Source organism: Deltaproteobacteria bacterium (assembly GCA_018668695.1).
GTDB lineage: Bacteria > Myxococcota > XYA12-FULL-58-9 > XYA12-FULL-58-9 > JABJBS01 > JABJBS01.
In genome coordinates this window covers 1-18218 of the sequence record JABJBS010000208.1, presented here as the reverse complement: position 1 = coordinate 18218, position 18218 = coordinate 1, and the positions used below count along the sequence as shown (strand labels likewise).

The following is an 18218-nucleotide window of genomic DNA, read 5'->3' as shown; positions in this document are numbered from 1 at the left end:
TGGGTCGATGTGTTGTCGCTCTTCATCCATAAACAGGCGCCAATGAAGATTGCAGTTGCTGCTAGTAGTAAAGACATAGTCATACCTTTGTGAGTGAGCTTGAAAGGCTCGTGTTGCTCAACATGAGGTTGCACGGATGGTGCCAATCTTTAACTTACCTTAAATCGGCTACTTACATCTCTATGTGACGATGTTGACGACATTTCAGTTGGCCAGGGTTCGCCAGTTTCGTCACAGAAGACGGCTTCGAGCGCATCATCTACTCAACTAGGTCAACGCGGCTCTTCTTTCATTGTGGATGCTTGTGGTGGGAGCACCCGTTTATTGGTAGATGAAGAGTCAGCACTTCACTGGGAGACAACATGAGGCACATACTTCGTTACGTACAAGTTCTTTGGCTTGTATTGGTCCTGGGCTGCTCTGCTAGCAGTGAGCCCCCGGAAGAGCCCCAAACCTCTCCAAGTGACCCGGCTGCGCAAGAGACCGAAACGGGAGAAGATGACCCTTGGTCGGACATGACGCAGTTTATTGAAGAGCAAAAGACGCTTAACAATATTCCCGGGCTGGCCGTTGCTTTAACCCGTCCAGGTGAAGTTCTTTGGACGGCGGGTTTCGGCTTGGCCAATCGTGAAACCGGCGTACCCGTTACAATAGATACGCCCTTCATGATGGCTTCTGTAAGCAAGACCCTAACCGCTGTTGCGGTGATGCAAGCGCAGGATGATGGTGAACTTGCGCTGGATGACAACATCAATACTCATCTTCCTTTTTTAGTAGATAACCCCCGCGTAGAAGATGAAGAGATTCTGGTACGACACCTTGTCTCTCATACCTCTGGTATCCGCGACAACTGGTCACAAATGCCTTACGCCGACGGTGATTCTCCTCATGCACTTGGCAGCTATCTGGAGGGTTACCTTCTAGAGGGCGGGGCGTGGTTCAACGCGACTGACAATTTTTACGCAAATATGCCCGGGACCGTGAATGAATACGGAAACATCGCCACGGCGCTTGCTGGGTTTGTGGTCGAGTCATCTACCGGTGGCTCTTTTGATGACTACTGCGACGAGCATATTTTTGATGTGCTCTCCATGGAAAATACAGGTTGGCATTTGGCTGATTTCGATCCTGCTTTGGTTGCGATGCCCTATGAATATGAGAATGGTGAACATCAAGCGGTGGGGCACTACGGATACCCTGACTATCCCGATGGTCAGCTTCGTAGCAGTGTTAACGATATGGCGCGATTTCTAGCTGCCATCTCCAACCAGGGGCAATTGGGCGAGGCTCAAATACTAACTCCGCAGAGCGTTGCCGAGATGTTTACCCCACAATTTCCCAGCGTAGATTCAGGTCAATTCGTTTTCTGGTACCAGTCTAGCCTGGGAGACCGAACTGTTTTTGGCCATAACGGCGGTGATCAAGGTGTGGCAACACAGATACTCTTTTCACCGGAAAGCGGAATCGGTGTGGTCGTAATGCTGAATACTGACTGGGAGACGGCGGGTGAGGCGCCGGGTGCAATTATGGAGGCTCTTTTCGAAAGAGCCGAGGCGAATTAGTTTTTTGATGAAGCCGTAAGATTTAGGTTTTGGAGGGTCGCTGCCCGCGTAAAGACGGCATATTATCTCCTGCATTTACTGTGAAGAGGGTCAACGCTTTCGGTACCTAGAATCATTTTTTTTTTAGCTTTCTATTCGTACCGTAACCGCTTTATTTTCGTTTCAACCGACGATAGTCTCCTCGAAACATTTTGTTGTGGGGGTACTTGATGGGTTTGCGGTTTATTACGTTGTTAGTGGCAGTATCGATGCTGACTGTATTACCGGGTTGCAAGGGTTGTGAGTCGGAGGCTGAGTCTACATCAGACCCTGCGGACGCCACAGACTCCAGCGACTCGTCAGACCCATCTGATTCTAGCGACTCGAGCGATGCAACAGACTCCAGCGATTCGTCAGACCCATCTGATTCGAGTGACGCGAGCGATGCTACAGACTCCAGCGATTCGTCAGACCCATCTGATTCCAGTGACGCGAGTGATGCTACAGACTCCAGCGACTCGTCAGACCCATCTGATTCGAGTGACGCCAGTGATGCGACAGACTCCAGCGATTCGTCAGACCCATCCGATTCCAGCGACGTCAGTGACGCTACAGATACCAGCGATGCTTCGGACCCTGTTTCCGAGTCACCCACGTGGCCAGAAGGAGCAGAGCTCAACCTTGGAGTTGTGACTGAAACTGCCATTACAGTTTCTTGGCCAGCCGCAATCGATACTGAGCCAGGTGTCGTCTACAGTGTAAGCTTAGATGGTTCCGATGAAGGAACCACCTCTGAGACGAGTTATACGTTTACAGGTCTCACCATTAACACCAGCTACAACCTCAGCGTTATAGCGCGCGACACAGACGGGCAAGAAACCGCGCCTCTAAGCCTCACTGCATCTACAGTCGATCTCACCGCGCCAAGCTTCCCAGCGAGTCCAGTGGTGGAGCTTCTTGAGGCTTCTGAAATAAGCCTTGCCATTGAGTGGAGTGAAGCCTCGGATAATGTTGGCGTGACCAGTTATCGTATTACGCTTAATGAATCCTCCACCCGCACTTCACCTGTCGCCAGTATTTCGATTTCAGGTCTTGAGCCACTCACAGAATACACCATTCAGATTCAGGCCCTGGATTCCGCAGACAACGCGAGCAGTCCAATAACGGTGACTCTGATGACTCTTGGTACGGTCAGCAGTGTTCCGCCCGGTGACGCCGAGGTGGATAATACAGTTGTGACTAATTTTGATGACCTTACGTCATTCTTGATCGCACAGGACGGTTATCAAGGTGACGTTGACTCTGACTCCCTCAATGATGAGCGCAAAGCGCTTTTACAAGGCAAGGTTGTTGGACTTGATGGCATTGGGGTTGAAGGCGTCGAAGTAACGGCTGTTCACCGGCCGGAGTTCGGGACCGTCTATACGCTTGAAGACGGAAGTTACTTCTTCGTCGTGAATGGAGAGGCGGATGTGACGCTCCGCTTTGAAAGTGCTGGCCTAGTGCCGATGCAACGCCGTGCCCAGGCAAATTGGAATGGTGCCACTTCTGTCCAAGACGTTGTGATGCGATCCCGAGATTCCCTCATGACTGAAATTGACCTCACCGGTGCCAGCAGTGAGTACCAGCTGGCGGTTGCTAACCCGGTTCAAGAGTGTGAGAGCTGCCCCACGCGCACAGCTCGGGTCATCTTTCCTAGCGGCACACGTGCGCAGGTTTACGATGGCGCTAGTTGGGATTTCGTAACTGAGCCCAGCATGGTGCAACTCACCGAATTCACCACAGATGATTCGGGGCGAGATCAGATGCCAGGAGCTCTGCCTCCGACAAGTGATTATACCTATGCGATTGACCTTTTTATTCATCAAGGCGTTCTCAAGGAAGATGGCGTTGATGTGAAGTTTTTCGACCAGGCGGGCGGTGAAAGTGACGTTCTTTTCTGGGAGGAAAACTTCGTTGGCTTCCCAGTGGGCAGCCGCGTACCTACCGGTTATTTTGATGATGTCCGAGACACCTGGGTAGCGATTGAAGATGGTTTCTTTGTTGAGGTGACGGATATCGTTGATGGCAAAGCTGTCCTAAATTTAGGAGGCCGTGACGCCGGTGAGCTTGGTATTACCAACGATGAGCTGACGGTGGTCGCAGGTTTTGCAACGATTGGTCAGTCTTATATGCGGGTTCCATTTCCGCACTTTTCAAACATGGATTGTAATCACGGTTCAAGCCCTGACCCACGAGCAAAATCACCTGATCAGGAGGAGCCAAGCGGTGACCCCGGTGATTGTGATTCTCCGCTCTTTGGTTCGGTGATTGATTGTCAGCGCCAAACCGTGGGTCAATCGATTCCTTTGGATGGGACTCGAATGTCCCTCGATTATAACAGCCAGCGTACGGCTGGTTACCTTGGGCGCAACTCCTTTGAGATCCCGCTCACGGTTGGGCTTAATGATGATGCTCTCGAGGTTCTTAAAAAGGTCACGTTGAAAGTCTATGCAATTGGCTTCGAGCGTGAGTGGAATTGGAACTGTGAGCAAGATGACTGCAGCGAACTCAAGCAAGAGGTCGATTTTACTCAGTATCTATTCAACCGCCGTATGAATGGTCGTTATAGTGTTTCAGTGCTCATTGAGCACGAATACCCCAGCTTTTATAACTTGGGGCCTGAGAGCTGGGGAGAGTCTACCTTCGGCGTGAACCAATACACCGAGCTGAGCGGAATACAGGCGCGAGAAAACGCGGTATTTCAGCAGCGTTACCGTCTGAATACAGGCAATTATACCTCAGAAGCGCAGGGCTTAGGCGGATGGTCAATCAGTGACCACCATGTTTATGACCGTCAGCGCGGAGAGCTCTTCCTAGGTACAGGTAACAACTTAGCATTGAGTGGCGAGTACTCAGTGGTGGAGTCCATAGCGCGCGTAGGTGATAAGATTTACGACCCCGTGAGTGGAAATCAGCTGAATAATTTCTATGTCAGTTTGCAAGAGCCGATAGGAGTTAACGTTGATAGCGACGGCGCAGTTCTTGTGGGCGGAAGCCGAACGAACTCGATCATTCGAATCGACGCAGATAACCGCAGCACCATCATGCTTAAGGGCAAGGAACTGGATTGGTTCTCTTTTGATTGTCCTGATAATGTGATCGATCAGCCTTCGGGCCGTTATCAAGTATGTGCGGCGCTGATGGTTGGAGCCCGGCGTGGTCCGGACGACCGCGTTTACGCGACTGACTATTTTGGGAACTACAACGCAGCGACTGGCACCGGTAGTGGCCGGATTAAAGTTTATGACCCAGAGTTGGCAGCGACTGGTCAAGAAGTGACCACCTATGCCGGAGGCAATCAGATTTGTGACCAGGCCCAGAACCTGATCGGTGATGGCTGCCCCGCAACTGAGGCTATTTTGGTAAATCCAGTGGGTCTCGCTTTTGGGCCAGACCGCTCGATGTACATCGCGGAGCTCGGTGGACACCGTATTCGCAAGATTGATCCAGCGGGAATCATTTGGACCATTGCGGGTCAAACCGATGAAGCGGGAGCCGGTGTCTCAGGCTATGAAGGTGATGGTGGCCTGGCCACGCTTGCAACTCTTAATTCGCCTACTGATATTTTAGTTAAAGAGGACGGAACGATTATTGTGTCGGACCTTGGGAACCACGTGGTTCGAGCGGTTAGTGCCGATGGAAGAATCGACACCATCGTGGGAACCGGCGAGAAAGGTTATACGGGCAGCGGCCTAAGAGCTACTGAGAGTGCTTTAGCTTATCCTGGTGGTTTGGCTCTCAATAGCAGTGGAGAACTGCTGATTGCAGATGGCTCTTGGACGCCGTTCTTGGAAGGTACGCCAGAGCGCGGAAACCAGTGTGTTCGGCGTCTGTCGAGCGAAGGCTCCTTGGAAGATGTTGTTGGACGATGTGGAGTATTGGCTTCTTGTAGTTCATTCGAAAGCTGTGGCGATGGTGGACCTGCTGCCTCGGCGGTCCTCGGGTTTGTGAATGGTTTGGCGGTAGATTCTGAAGACCGTATTATCATCGCAGATTACACCAATAGCCGGGTGCGCCGGGTAAGGCCTGTGCATGAGGCGAATCAAGGTGACTTGATGTATATCTTGGGACCGAACCAAAAAGAGGTGTTTGTTTTTGATTTAGATGGGCGGCATCTTGAAACGCGTAATGCACGAACACAAGCGGTCCAGCTTACCTTTCATTATGTGGGAGGTGAGTCGAACCTCTGCGCAGCCGATGGTGTAAATGATGGGCGGCTCTGCGCGGTGACAGACGCGTATGGGAACCAGGTAACGATTGAATATTCATCGGATGGAGCGACGATTACCAGTCCAACAGGTGCCGTTACCGAACTTAGCTTCGATGCATTTGGCTACACGAATACCATTCAGAATTCGCATAATCAGACTTATCAGTTTGAGTATACGCAGGCGCCCGATGGTAGCTCAACCGGTTTGATGTCTGGTTTTCAGCATCCCAATGGTGAATCTAAAGAATATAGATACTCACTTAAAGGCCGATTGAGTGCTGCGGTTTCCGAAGACGACACCGAGCGTGAATTTGAGCAGTGGGTATATGCTGTTCCGTACTCAGACGAGCGAAGTATTGGAGTACGCCGCAGCCGCGTCACAACGCCGATGGCACGTACGCTTATTTATGACTCCAGCCGGTACCGTTCAGAACTGCACAGTTCATTGCTTTATCCTGGATACGACGACTCGCTCTACGGTTACTACAATGCCGAAATCTATCCAGATGGCTCGGTGACAGAAACCGTGATGGACCGCGGTGCGTCGCGGTACCATGCAGTATACCCACATGGAAAGCGTCAAGTGGTCGATTTAAGCTATCATCCACGTTGGACTGGCAGCACCAAGTATCCAAGTTACACCCAGACCTCTCAAGGGATTGGCGGTGATGTTCCAACTCGAACCACGGAGACCACGCTGGCCGTTACGTTGAACGACGGCAATCCGTTGGAACTTGTGAGCGCTCTGCGTGAGCAGGTCACCAATGAGACCAGTACCACCACGTGGAGTTTTGATGCAGGCACAGGGGTGCTGGGGCTTGAGTCGGGTGAAGGTCGGCAAGCTTCGTGGACACTCAGTCCCGAAGGCTTACTCCAAGAATCAACCGTTAACGGCTACGGCACGTATGAGCTTGTTTATCAGGGTGACAGTCGCCTGAAGCAGGTGATTCATACCGATGGCGAAAGCACACGGAACTATGTGATTGACCGGGTGGAAGAGGGAGACCTCATCATCCATACGGTGACCCACCCGGACGGGGTAGAATTCGAGATCTGGACGACGCAAGCAATGCGACGTATTGCAAAGCGCTGGAATACGGATGATGGCACCATCACTCTTGGTTATGATGACAACGGTAGGGTTCAAGAACTCACTGGCCCGGCGGGCAATGTGTATCGTTTTGACTTTGATTCTGCGGGGCGTTTAGTCAGCATTCTAACGCCGTCTCCTGAGAACTCAACAGATGTTCGCCAAGTATTAAGCCTCGATTATAACCTCGACGGACAATTGTTGGCGGTGAATAATCCGGACCAAACTGCGCGAATCAGTTACAACTACGATGAGTATGGCCGTGTCATCGAAGCCAGCGGTGAGGATTACCAAGTTGGTCAATTTTATTCGGGCGTCTCCGGCCAGCTTGCCGGTTATTCAAGGGTAGGGCTTGAACCTGCTGAATCAGTAGATGTGGATTTGAATTGGCAAGGTGAACTCCTCACTTCGATGACATATTCAGGTGCGGTCAGTGGATCTGTTTCTTATAGCTATGATGATTTCTTTTATCGCTCCAGTGAGACTGTGTCTTGGAGCGGCGGTTTGAGAACTGTCAACACCAGCTACGACAGCGATGGTTTTCTGGCGTCACGCGGTGATTACAGCATTACCCGGGCTGCGGGCACAGAGCAGCAAATTGAAGCAAGAGTAGGGGATATACGTCGTACCACGACCTACAACGGGTTTGGTGAAGTTACGGGAGAAAGCTATGACTTGGTCAGTACGGCCGAGGTGTTGTTTAGTGAAGCCATCGTTCGAAATGACGTTGGCCAAGTGAGTGAGCGAGAAGAAACCTTTATGGGTACGAATCAGACAATCACCTATGGCTACGATGGCCGCAGGCGTTTGATTGGCGCAAGTGCAGGTGGTGTTTCATCGGCCTGGGATTATGACCAAAATGATAATCTCACCGGGACGAGCCATGGTGCTTCTTCGGAGACCTTTACATACAACCTGGCGGATCAGTTGGCCTCCTCAAGTGAGCACGCTTATTCTTACGATGAAAAGGGTCAGCTTCGTGTCCGTACCGAGACCGGCTCCGGCTCTGAACGAGGATTTGATTACGATGCGGCGGGGCAGCTGAGCACCGTGACCATGGAGGATGGACGCGTTATCCGGTACATTCTCGATCCCTTTGGCAACCGTGTACAGCGCCTTGTTGATGGTGTTGAAACCCACCGCTGGCTCTATGATACCAACCGTAGACCTGTGGTAGAGTATCAGGCTGCGCTTGGAACTGAGGCTTACTTTGTTTACGCGGGCAACGAGTACCACCCTGCCTATATGGTTCAAGCTGGCACGACCTACGCGTTTGTGGTGGATAAGCAAGGTAATACGCGAGCCCTTGTTGATTCGGATTCCGGCGTTGTTCGTGCGGCATTTACCTATACAGCGTTTGGTCAACTCGCAGACGCGCGTTATTTCGATGCCACGGGCGCGGAAGCAGCGGATAACGACCTTGTGTCATCGTTTGGTTTTGCTGGTGGAATGGTCGATCCTGATACGGATATGGTTTGGCTTCAGAACCGTTGGTACATGCCAGAGCTTGGCCGCTGGTCCACCCGAGACCCTAGCTTTTTCTTGAGTGGGCAGTGGAACACCTATGCTTATAGCTACAACAACCCAATCAATTTCATAGATACGGATGGTCGTCTCGCTAATGTCTTGGCGGGGTGTGCGATAGGCGCCGCTTGGGTGGGTGTTACCTCAGCCGCACTTGCTGGTTTGGGTGGGAGCACTCTCTACTGTTCGCTGAAAGCGGGCTTTGGCGGCGCCGTTGGCGGCTGCATTGGTGGGGCACTGGGCCCAATCTGCGGCGGCGGGATAGGCTGCGGGATGTTAACAAATGGGCTCGGTAATATGGGCTCGGCCGGTACTGATATGCTTACCGGTGCACGTGATTCGCCTTCAAACTTGGGTGATTTTGGGAAGCAGATGGGCGATGCCTTCACAGATGGTGCTCTGGGTGGTGCGATGAGTGCTCCAGGTGCAGGTACACCGTCCAAGGCTATCAACGATATGGTTGAAAACGTTGTGACGACGACGACCGGTGGCGGGCTTTCTGCGATGCGTAATTTTTCAGAAGGTATTTAAGGCCTGTGAGAAATGGGTGGGCCAGGAGTCTTCCTGCCTCGACTTATTTGAAATCATAAGGAAAATTATCCGGCGAGCTGGGCCCTCGAACCTACGGTCTCGCCTCGGTCGTCGAATTCTTTGATCATATGTCTGAATAAATACAGTTTTTTCAATGATTTATGAATCTTTTTGATGCCGAATGGCTCTAAGTAGACGGGAGTCCAAACATACAGACCTGATCGGACCGACAGGATGAATACATATCGAAGGCTTGTAGTTGCTACCGACTTTTCAGCCCTGGGAAATCGTGCCGTTCGAGTTGCTTATGTCCAAGCTTGGCCCAATGAGAGCCAGCTGGTGATTTGTCATGCATTGAACGAAGAGTCGACTCAGTGGCTCTTGTCACACCCAAACCCTACCAAACGCAACGAAGTTGAGCTGGCGCATGCCTTTATGCGAAGTCTTGTTGCGCCCGATGAACAAAAACCTGGGATTAACATCGTTACGAAAGTTCTTCGGGGAAAGCCTGCCGATAGTATTATTGAGTTAGCTCAGGAGGTTCGCGCGGAGCTGATTGTAGCCGGGACTCATGGTCGTGATGGCATAGAGCGGCTGATGTTAGGAAGCGTCGCTGAGGCACTCGTAAGAGGTGCTCCGTGCTCTGTCTTGGTTGTTAGAGATTCGAATGAATCGATGGAGCCTGTGTAATGCTCAGTCGTTTGGAATCTGTCCCGGAGTATAGAATCCCTGCCAGCCGTGGCTTGAGGGTTGTCAATCATGAGCATTTGGGTACGCGCTACACACCCGTCAGGGCCGTGTTGTGGATGCTTGCCTTGGTTCTCTTAGTCATGGGTGGGTGCTCCAGTCCCACTTACAAGCCAATGGAAGGAAGAGTAGAGACGCCAACCTTTAACCCTGACAGTCGGCTCGGCTTCCCGGAATCTCTGACTCTAGGTATTGTTCCGCAACAGCCGGTAGCAACAATCCACAAGAATTGGGGACCGCTGGCCGATTATTTATCACATCTTTTAGGCCGGAAAATTTTAGTTAAAACCGCGTCGTCAATACCTGAATTTGAGAAACGTGTCGCGCAAGGATACTACGATTTAGCCTATATGAATCCCTATCATTACGTCGTGTTCAGTAAGCAAACCGGATATAAAGCTTTTGCTAAACAAAAAGATAAGCGAATTCGAGGCATAGTCGTTACGCGAAAAGATAGTCCGCTTTTAGGATTATCTGACTGTACAGGGCTTCAGGCAGCTTTTCCTGCCCCGGCTGCTTTTGCAGCAACGCTTTTGACCAGGGCTCGGCTTAAAGAGCTGGGAGTCCCGGTACACGTGAGCTACGTAAAGTCGCATGACTCAGTTTATGCAGGAGTGGCTCAAGGGTTACACAGTATTGGCGGGGGCGTGATGAGAACATTTGCATCTTTATCGCCAAGTATCCGGAATCAATTGAGGGTCTTATGGACTTCACCGGGATTTACTCCTCACGCGTTCGCTTATCATTCTCGATTGCCAGAACACATCGTTAGTACGCTTATGCAGGTGGTAGCGACCATTGAAAGAAGCCCCCATCGACAAGATGTATTTGAGTCACTTAAGTTCGCTGGTTTATCTACCGCAGTGGATTCTGAGTGGAATGATGTCCGAAGTTTAAACTTAACCGAGTTGGACGATGTTTTTTCCAAAGGGCGATAACATATGAAATGGGTCCCGTTAGGACAGTGGCCATTGTGGGCACAATTCTCTTTAGCCATCAGTGTAGCGACGGTGGTTCTGGTCCTGTGGGTGGGCGAAATGGCGGCAGAACGTGACGACCGTTATTTACGTGAGAAGATTGAAGATCAGAAAAACCAACTTTTGGATAACCTAACTGTGATAGCCTCCGATGCAATCGCAGCAGAGGATGTTTCACTTTTACGTCATCTAGCGAATGAAATTGGGGAAAGTGACTCGAGTATTCACTCTCTTGAAGTTTTGAATGCGCAGAAAAGATTGCTTGTGCGTTGGATACGTCCAGTAGCACCCGGGTCCGAGTTACTTATCTTAAAAGAGCGTACGGTCTTATTAGATGGTGTGCGCCGCGGATTCATTAATGCAATCGTAGACCTCACACCAGCCGTCATGGAGGTTTCCGCACGCGCTCATGAAACACGGATTGCAATGGCATTCGTATTATTGCTTGTCGCCCTGACAGTGGTCGGGATGATTTATAATCTAGCTATTTTACCACTGGGTGAATTGGATAAGCGGTTATCTCTCTTACGCAAAGGTGAAATTAGGGCCGACTTGGAACTCAAGGGGGCAGCCGAGTTTCAGCATATTGCAGTTGCTCTTAATGGCTTTGCGAACCAGATTCTAGAACGTCAAACGATTGATCTTCAGCACCGTGAGGAGCTAAGTCGTTTGAACAGTTCTTATTTGAGATTTGTTCCAAAACAGTTTCTAGAGTTTCTCAATCATAAATCGGTCATTGAAGTGCAACATGGTGAACAGGTTGAACGTAACATGACGGTGTTATTCAGCGACATTCGGTCATTCACTTCGATCTCGGAGAAATTAGGAGCGCAGCAAACTTTTAAGTTCCTGAACGATTTTTTGAGTCGTGTAGGTCCGGTGGTGAGTGAGAACGGTGGGTTCATCGATAAGTATATAGGCGATGCAATTATGGCTCTTTTTGAATCTCCGGTAGATGCCCTGAATGCTGGCATGGGTATGGAGAGAGCATTGCACGCGTTGAACCAAGAGCGGGCTTTAGAGGGACGCGCCGAGATTAAGATTGGCATTGGTATAAACACCGGGGACTTGATGTTGGGAATCGTTGGCGAGAGCAGCCGTATGGAGGGTACCGTGATTGGTGACGCTGTGAACTTGGCGTCCAGGCTTGAGTCACTTACCAAGAAATACAATACGCCGTTTTTAATCAGTGAAAATACACTCGCTGCCATTAGGGCCGACTTGGGTGAAGAGGCCTTCTTAGAAGTCGAGAATAGAGTTCGTCTGGTGGACCTTGTTCAGGCAAAGGGTAGGCAGGGGAAAACGAGGGTCTACGAAGTGCTCACCGAGAATTGAGAAAAGCTAAGATCTGTGGTGTGTCGGAGACCAACTCTAACTTTTCCCGATGACCTTTTTTCTGTAGTGCTTTTCCAGCCCATCCAGGAAGTTACGAAGCACTTGGTCGAGGCACTCCCGGTAGTTTTTATGGTCGGGTCGTCGAAAGAGCGCGCTCAGTTCATGTTTGCTTAAATTGAAGTTGTTTAATTTAAGTATTGCGATGATGTCGTCTGCTTGAAGACTGAGAGCGATTTTCAGCTTCCGCAGGATGATGTTGTTTGTGAGCTTGGTCTCAGGTTCAGGGATGGTGCCATCTCTTGAGCCTCTATTCTTGATGATGAGCCCATTGAGAAAGCGTGCCATGTACTCATCTTCGCACATTACAAATTCTGGGGTTCCTTCACGTGTGAACCAAGTTGTTAGCTCAGGTATATTTCCTTGGTGTCCGCCGAGCTCGAATATCGAAAGCATCAGCTGATCGCTAAAATCAAAAACATAACGTACACGTCGCAAGATATCGTTGTTATTAATAACTCATCCTCCTGTATCGGCGGTTCTTCACCGACCATTTATCGCACTCTACTTCATAGGTGGTGGTATATACAGGGTCCGGCTATAATCTTGAAAAAGGAGCGGAGTCTGCAGCCGCAGCGTAGAAAGAACTACTTTCTCCCATCTTGCCAACTATCTAAATACATTTAACATTTACCCCATCAGTCCCTATTCCGGCTTGCTCCCACTCCGCCCAAAGGCTAATCTTTCACCGGGGGGCATCCATGCCAAAAATATGTTCAGTGATACTGATTCTATCGCTTATAGCCGGTCCGGCTTACGCCGCAGACACCCGAGCGGTGGATGTGCTTTTCTTAGAGCTTAAAGCGCTTGCTGGGTTTGATGCCGACCAGGCTTTGCTGATTGAAAATGTGATTCTCTCAGAGCTTTCCAAGCACAAGCAATTCAATGTGATTTCCAAAAGCGATGTTGTGAATATGCTCGATGTGGAGCAGCTCAAGGAAACGGTAGAATGCAGCCAAGATTCGTGCATGGCAGAAATCGCTGGTGCCCTGGGCACGGAATTTCTAGTGACCGGCAACCTTGGAGCTATGGGCGAAAACGCCGCACTTTTAAACCTGCAATGGATTAGCAACAAAGAGGGCCGGGTGGTGGCGCGGGTGAGTGTAAACCTCATCGGCACGGGCCCAGCGCTTGTGCCGCAGGTGCAGCGCGGCGTGATGGAGCTTATTGCTGGCTACGACCCATCTTTTGATTTGAATGCCAACCTGCAGCGCTTAAGCGGCTTAGAAGCCAAAGACGATGGCAGTGTGTGGAGCAGCTGGTGGCTGTGGACAGGGCTTGCCGCAGTGGCCGGCGGGGTAGTGGCCGGTGTGGTGCTTAGCTCTGGTAGCAGCTCAGGTGATGGCGGTGCGGACACCACCGTGGGTACCTTACAAGACAGCGTGGAGGTGGGGCCATGAAATATTATATCCAAGCATGGGCGCTTCTTGCGCTCTTTATTCTCGCGGCATGCACACAAGCTAAGCCGGAAGAAGAGTCAGCCCAGGCAGGCTTTGTATTGCCCATTGGCCAAAGTTTAAGTGCCGATGGCCTTATGGCCGAAATCGCAGTTTACAGCGCGGGCTTTTCCCCGCAGCTTGAAGGCAGCATTGAAACCATTGCTTTGCGCGAAAGTGGCGGCCGGCTTTATGGGGATATCAATATTACGGCCGCGCCAGGCGAGAAGCTGGTGCGTATTTACTTAAGCCATGTAAGCGCCGGCGCTCTTTTGTGGGTGGGTGAATGGCAAGCGGTCATCGTTGGTGGGGCAGAGGCATCCATGGGTGCTTTTGTGCAAGGTACAACCGAGGGCGACGGCTCCCAGTTTGCTGCTGACGCGCATCCCTCCATCACACAATCGGATGAACCCTTTGGCGCCGAGGGGCAAAGCAATATCAACCAAATCTGCACGCCTGAAAGCAACACCTGCAATGGTAATATTGCCGCTGTGTGCAGCAGCAATGGCTTTGGCTTTGATGTAGAAGATTGCACAGCCATGACCGACCCAAATGGTGGTGGCGTGTGCAACAATGCAGAGTGCGTTTTAAATTGCAACGACCCGTATTACGAGCAGGGTGGTGTTTGCTATACGGAATGCGGCGACGGCATTGTGAACAATGATGCTGGTGAAGCATGCGATGATGAAGGTGAGAGCGCGCTTTGCAATGAAAACTGCACTTTATCTCTTTGCGGTGATTCTGTTCAGAATGTGTCTGCCAATGAAGATTGCGACGATGGCAATGCTATCACCGAGACTTGTGATTACGGCGAGCTAAACTGCACAGTGTGCTCAGCCGCCTGCGAAAATGTTGCGGGCGTTACATCCTATTGCGGTGATGATGCGTTAAATGGTTCTGAAGCTTGCGACGATGGCAACACCGACACCGAAACCACTTGCCCTTATGGCACTCAAGCTTGCGTAGCATGCAGCAGCGATTGCACCACAGAGCTATCACTGGCTGGACCTTACTGCGGCGACGGCACCACCAATGGCGCAGAAGCCTGCGACGACGGCGACAACCTAGATAACGCCTGCTCGGCCGACTGCAGCGAAAACTTGGTGGAAGACTGCGCCGGCGCGTGGGGCGGCAGTGCAGTATTGGATGATTGCGGCGTTTGCGACACCGACCCAAACAACAACTGCGTATCGTGTGAGAACGATGGCGAATGCCCCGCCGGCAACCATTGTGATGATGGGGTATGCATGCTTGATGCCGCCAATGGCCTAGCGTGTGATGAATCAAGCGATTGTCAAAGCGGGCATTGCACCGACGGCGTGTGCTGCGATGGAGCCTGCAATAGCACTTGCGCGTCTTGCGTGAGCGCCAACACAGGCGTAAGCGATGGCACCTGCTCCAGTGTGCTCGCCGGTGAAGACCCTTACAGCGATTGCTCGGACCAAGGTGCTGCCACTTGCGGCACCAGCGGCACCTGCAATGGTGCAGGCGCGTGTGCTTATTATCCAGCCGAAACAGTATGCGCTGCACCAAGCTGCGAAGATGGCAATGTACGCGGCGAAAGCCTTTGCAATGGCAGCGGCACTTGTGATGCAGGCACGCTCATCTCTTGTAGCAATGGCTGCTCCAGCGGTGAATGCATCTCTGAGGTATCCAGCTATATCCCAGGCGCACCTTGCACCAGCGGCCAGGTATATGGCCAAGATTGCTCGCCTATCATGCCGTCGAATATCACCACATGTTACAATGGTACTGCGATAGTGGAGTGCCCGGGCACAGCTGGTAATGGCACCGATGCCTGCGCTGCCACAGGGTTTTGCGGCCAAGATGGGCAATATGCTGATAGGCACACCGCCTCTTATACGTGCCTCAATGCAGCCGGCGAAGCACAGGATAGCTGTCCAGAATCTGCCAGCAGCGGCGAAATGGTCAAAGACAATCTCACCGGCCTGATTTGGCAGCGCGCAGATTTGCCCAGCACAAAGCCTTGGCAAGATGCCATCGATTATTGCAGCAGCCTTGTATATGGCGGCCAAAGCGATTGGCGCTTGCCGAGCCCTCATGAGTTGCAAAGCATTGTGGATGATTCCAGATACAATCTAGCGGTGAACACCAGCGTGTTTCCAGGTATTTCAGCAGCCTGGTATTGGACGTCGGCTTCCTACGTGGATAATCCCTACAACGCCTGGCCCGTCAACTTCTACTTCGGCAGCCTCGGCAACTACACTAAGGATGATAGTAAATCTGTGTTGTGTGTGCGTTGAGTGCGGTCGTGAGTTCAGACCTTAACTTTGCTCCTTTGCTCCTTTGCTCCTTTGTTCCTTTGTTCCTTTGTTCCTTTGTTTTTTTTGAGGTGACCATGGCTCATTACCAAAATCTGCCCGTATTTAAATCAGCTTTAAGATTGCAGGTTTATTTAGAAAATGCGGTGAAAGGTTTTTCTCGTTATCACAAATACACCATAGGTGCCCGGCTGCGAGAAACAGGCTGGGACATGCTTAATTTAATCATCAAGGTAAACAACACCATGCGGGAAGACAGGTACAAGGCAGTGGTGGAGCTGCGCGATAAGGCGGAGGAGTTAAGCTTGGCTTTGGTGCTTGCAAAAGAGCTGGAGGTTTTTTCCAGCTATCAATCTTACGAATACGCGGCCCGGTTAGGGCATGAAATTGTAAAGCAATGCGAGGGGTGGCGTAAAAGTAGCAAGCGGCCAGAAGCATCATTGCAGTTATCAAGGTAATTGAAGTGATGCGTGCGTCTATTTTATCATGGTTGTACTCGCTGAGCCCAAGCGGCATCTTTGAGCAAGGCTCTAACCCAAAGGGCATGAGCCAAAGCCTTTTAATCAGCGGGATAAAACGTCGGCTTCCTACGTGGATAATTCCAACAACGCCTGGAACGTCAACTTCAACAACGGCAACATCAACAACAACAATAAGGATAATAGTAAATCTGTGTTGTGTGTGCGTTGAGTGCGGTCGTGAGTTCAGAACATGGTAATGCTTACCGCTGCCTCTCGCGCCACCCATGCGCAGGAAAACCTCTTTAGCGCTGAAAATCTCCATCGCGCATACTTAGATTGCCGACGCCGAAAGCGGTCCAGCAGCAGTGCACTGCAGTTTGAGCTGCGGCAGTTTCGCGAAATTTTTTCATTGGAGCATGCTTTGCAGGCGAAAACATACCGCCCAGGGCGCTCCATTGCATTTGTGCTTTCTTCGCCAAAATACAGAGAGGTCTTTGCTGCGCATTTTCGAGATAGGGTGGTGCATCATCTTTTTGTTCGTGAAATCGAGCCTTATTGGGAAAAGAGATTTATCGGCCAAAGCTTTGCATGCCGGCCTCAAAAGGGTGTGCATGCTGCTGTAGATTATCTGCAGCGGCAACTTCAAAAAGTAAGCCAAGGCAAAAGGCGCCAAGCTTATTATTTGCAGCTTGATATCGAGAACTTTTTTGGAACCGTTCATAAGCCTTTGCTTCGAACCATGGTTCTTGATGGCTTAAAGAAGCAATACCATGTGCCTCGCAATAGCTTGCCGCTGCAATGCCGTATGCTGCATAGATTTCAGGAAATGCAATGGTTAACCCATGTGCTGCTCAATCACCGGCCTGAAACGGATGTATTGCGGCAAAGCAGCCCAAAGCTATGGAAAGCAATCCCTGCACATAAAAGCCTTTTCCACACATCGCCTGAGCAAGGCCTCCCCATTGGTAATCTTACCTCTCAATTTTTTGCAAACATTTACCTCAACAAGCTCGACCAATTCATTAAGCATGAGCTTAAAGCAAAGCATTATATGCGCTATGTGGATGATTTTGTGTTGCTAAGTGCATCTCGCGCTGAGCTGCAACACTGGCACCATGCCATTGATGATTTCGTGCAAAGCAAATTAAAGCTTAAGCTCAAAAAGAAGGCAAAAGTATTAAGTGGAATCAGCTCTGGCGTGAATTTCTTGGGCTATATTGTGCGGCCAACCCATAAGTATGTGCGCCGGCGCACACTTGGCAGTATCACCAAAAAGCTTCAGCGCATTCAGGAGCAATGCGTTGAGCAAGACCAGCAAAGCTTATGCTTAAGTTTCGATCCCGTTTTGCTTGAAAAGCTTAGAGCAATGCTGGCATCTTACAGTGGCCACTGGAAGCATGCCGGCTGGCGGCAAGACCTTGCTGCGCTTAGGGCAAAGTTTTTGTTTCTTGGGTATTACTTTTATTGCGATAAAGAAAAAAATGGGCAGCTTACTTGTAGGTGGCGCGCTAAGCGCTCATTTACAAGCTTTAAGGCGCAAGTAGGATTTTTTCGTAAGCAATACCCATTTGCAAAGCTCAGAATTCAGCTTGGGCGTGGTTACCAGGTGTTTGATGCTTTGAATACACTTGATTCTCAGGCAGAATTAACCGTGCAGCAAACAGATTTTCGAGGAAGTTCTCCGCGCGAGCGATTGCCGTGGAAGCTCAGGCTGCCGCCAGATGCTTTTTCAAGGTATGCTGGCTTTAAGGATGAAGGAATAAAGTATGATTAAGTTTGCATGGATAGGATTGGTGTTTGGTTTACTTGTTCCGGGCACTTCTTGGGCCGATGGTCACTTCACAGAATCCACCGTTCACTCAGCTGCCATTGTAACAGATTCTCTCACCGGCTTGGTTTGGCAAAAAACCGCCACCACAAGTAAAACCTGGGAAGAGGCATTGGCTCACTGCGAAGCATCCACTGCTGGCGGTACCGGTGATTGG

11 protein-coding genes are annotated in these 18218 nt (G+C 50.7%); 10 read left to right on the top strand and 1 reads right to left on the bottom strand.

The window, feature by feature from the left end; genetic code table 11:
- Window positions 1-362 precede the first annotated feature (362 nt).
- The 5 genes from HOK28_11095 (at window position 363) to HOK28_11075 (ending at window position 11997) form a co-directional block, all read left to right on the top strand.
- Window positions 363-1562: a beta-lactamase family protein gene (locus HOK28_11095; GenBank protein ID MBT6433632.1), complete on the top strand. Its 1200-nt coding sequence runs from the start codon at window positions 363-365 to the stop codon at window positions 1560-1562.
- A 248-nt stretch (window positions 1563-1810) separates the two neighbouring features.
- Window positions 1811-8938, top strand: a complete 7128-nt coding sequence (locus tag HOK28_11090; GenBank protein ID MBT6433631.1) for a hypothetical protein — start codon at window positions 1811-1813, stop codon at window positions 8936-8938.
- 234 nt (window positions 8939-9172) lie between these two features.
- Entirely contained in the window at window positions 9173-9628 is a 456-nt protein-coding gene (locus HOK28_11085; GenBank protein ID MBT6433630.1) for a universal stress protein, read from the top strand.
- Window positions 9628-10623 (top strand): phosphate/phosphite/phosphonate ABC transporter substrate-binding protein, encoded by a 996-nt coding sequence (locus HOK28_11080; GenBank protein MBT6433629.1) that lies wholly within the window; start codon window positions 9628-9630, stop codon window positions 10621-10623. Before HOK28_11085 ends, HOK28_11080 begins: the two co-directional genes overlap by 1 nt.
- Before the next feature lie 3 nt (window positions 10624-10626).
- Window positions 10627-11997: an adenylate/guanylate cyclase domain-containing protein gene (locus tag HOK28_11075; protein ID MBT6433628.1), complete on the top strand. Its 1371-nt coding sequence runs from the start codon at window positions 10627-10629 to the stop codon at window positions 11995-11997.
- A 36-nt stretch (window positions 11998-12033) separates the two neighbouring features.
- Here HOK28_11075 and HOK28_11070 read toward each other — a convergent pair whose 3' ends face one another.
- A complete protein-coding gene (locus HOK28_11070) occupies window positions 12034-12510 on the bottom strand; it encodes a DUF1456 family protein (protein ID MBT6433627.1) in 477 nt (158 codons plus the stop codon).
- Window positions 12511-12755: 245 nt separating this feature from the next.
- On the opposite strand from HOK28_11070, the gene HOK28_11065 reads away from it, so the two are divergent.
- From HOK28_11065 to HOK28_11045, 5 genes are all read left to right on the top strand, one after another.
- On the top strand, window positions 12756-13454 hold the full coding sequence (locus HOK28_11065) for a hypothetical protein (protein ID MBT6433626.1): 699 nt from the start codon (window positions 12756-12758) through the stop codon (window positions 13452-13454).
- Window positions 13451-15754: a DUF1566 domain-containing protein gene (locus HOK28_11060; GenBank protein ID MBT6433625.1), complete on the top strand. Its 2304-nt coding sequence runs from the start codon at window positions 13451-13453 to the stop codon at window positions 15752-15754. Before HOK28_11065 ends, HOK28_11060 begins: the two co-directional genes overlap by 4 nt.
- 8 nt (window positions 15755-15762) lie before the next feature.
- On the top strand, window positions 15763-16230 hold the full coding sequence (locus HOK28_11055) for a four helix bundle protein (protein MBT6433624.1): 468 nt from the start codon (window positions 15763-15765) through the stop codon (window positions 16228-16230).
- Window positions 16231-16483: 253 nt separating this feature from the next.
- Window positions 16484-18007: a hypothetical protein gene (locus tag HOK28_11050; protein ID MBT6433623.1), complete on the top strand. Its 1524-nt coding sequence runs from the start codon at window positions 16484-16486 to the stop codon at window positions 18005-18007.
- On the top strand, window positions 18000-18218 hold a 219-nt coding region (locus tag HOK28_11045; GenBank protein MBT6433622.1), incomplete at its 3' end, for a hypothetical protein. The genes HOK28_11050 and HOK28_11045, both read left to right, overlap by 8 nt.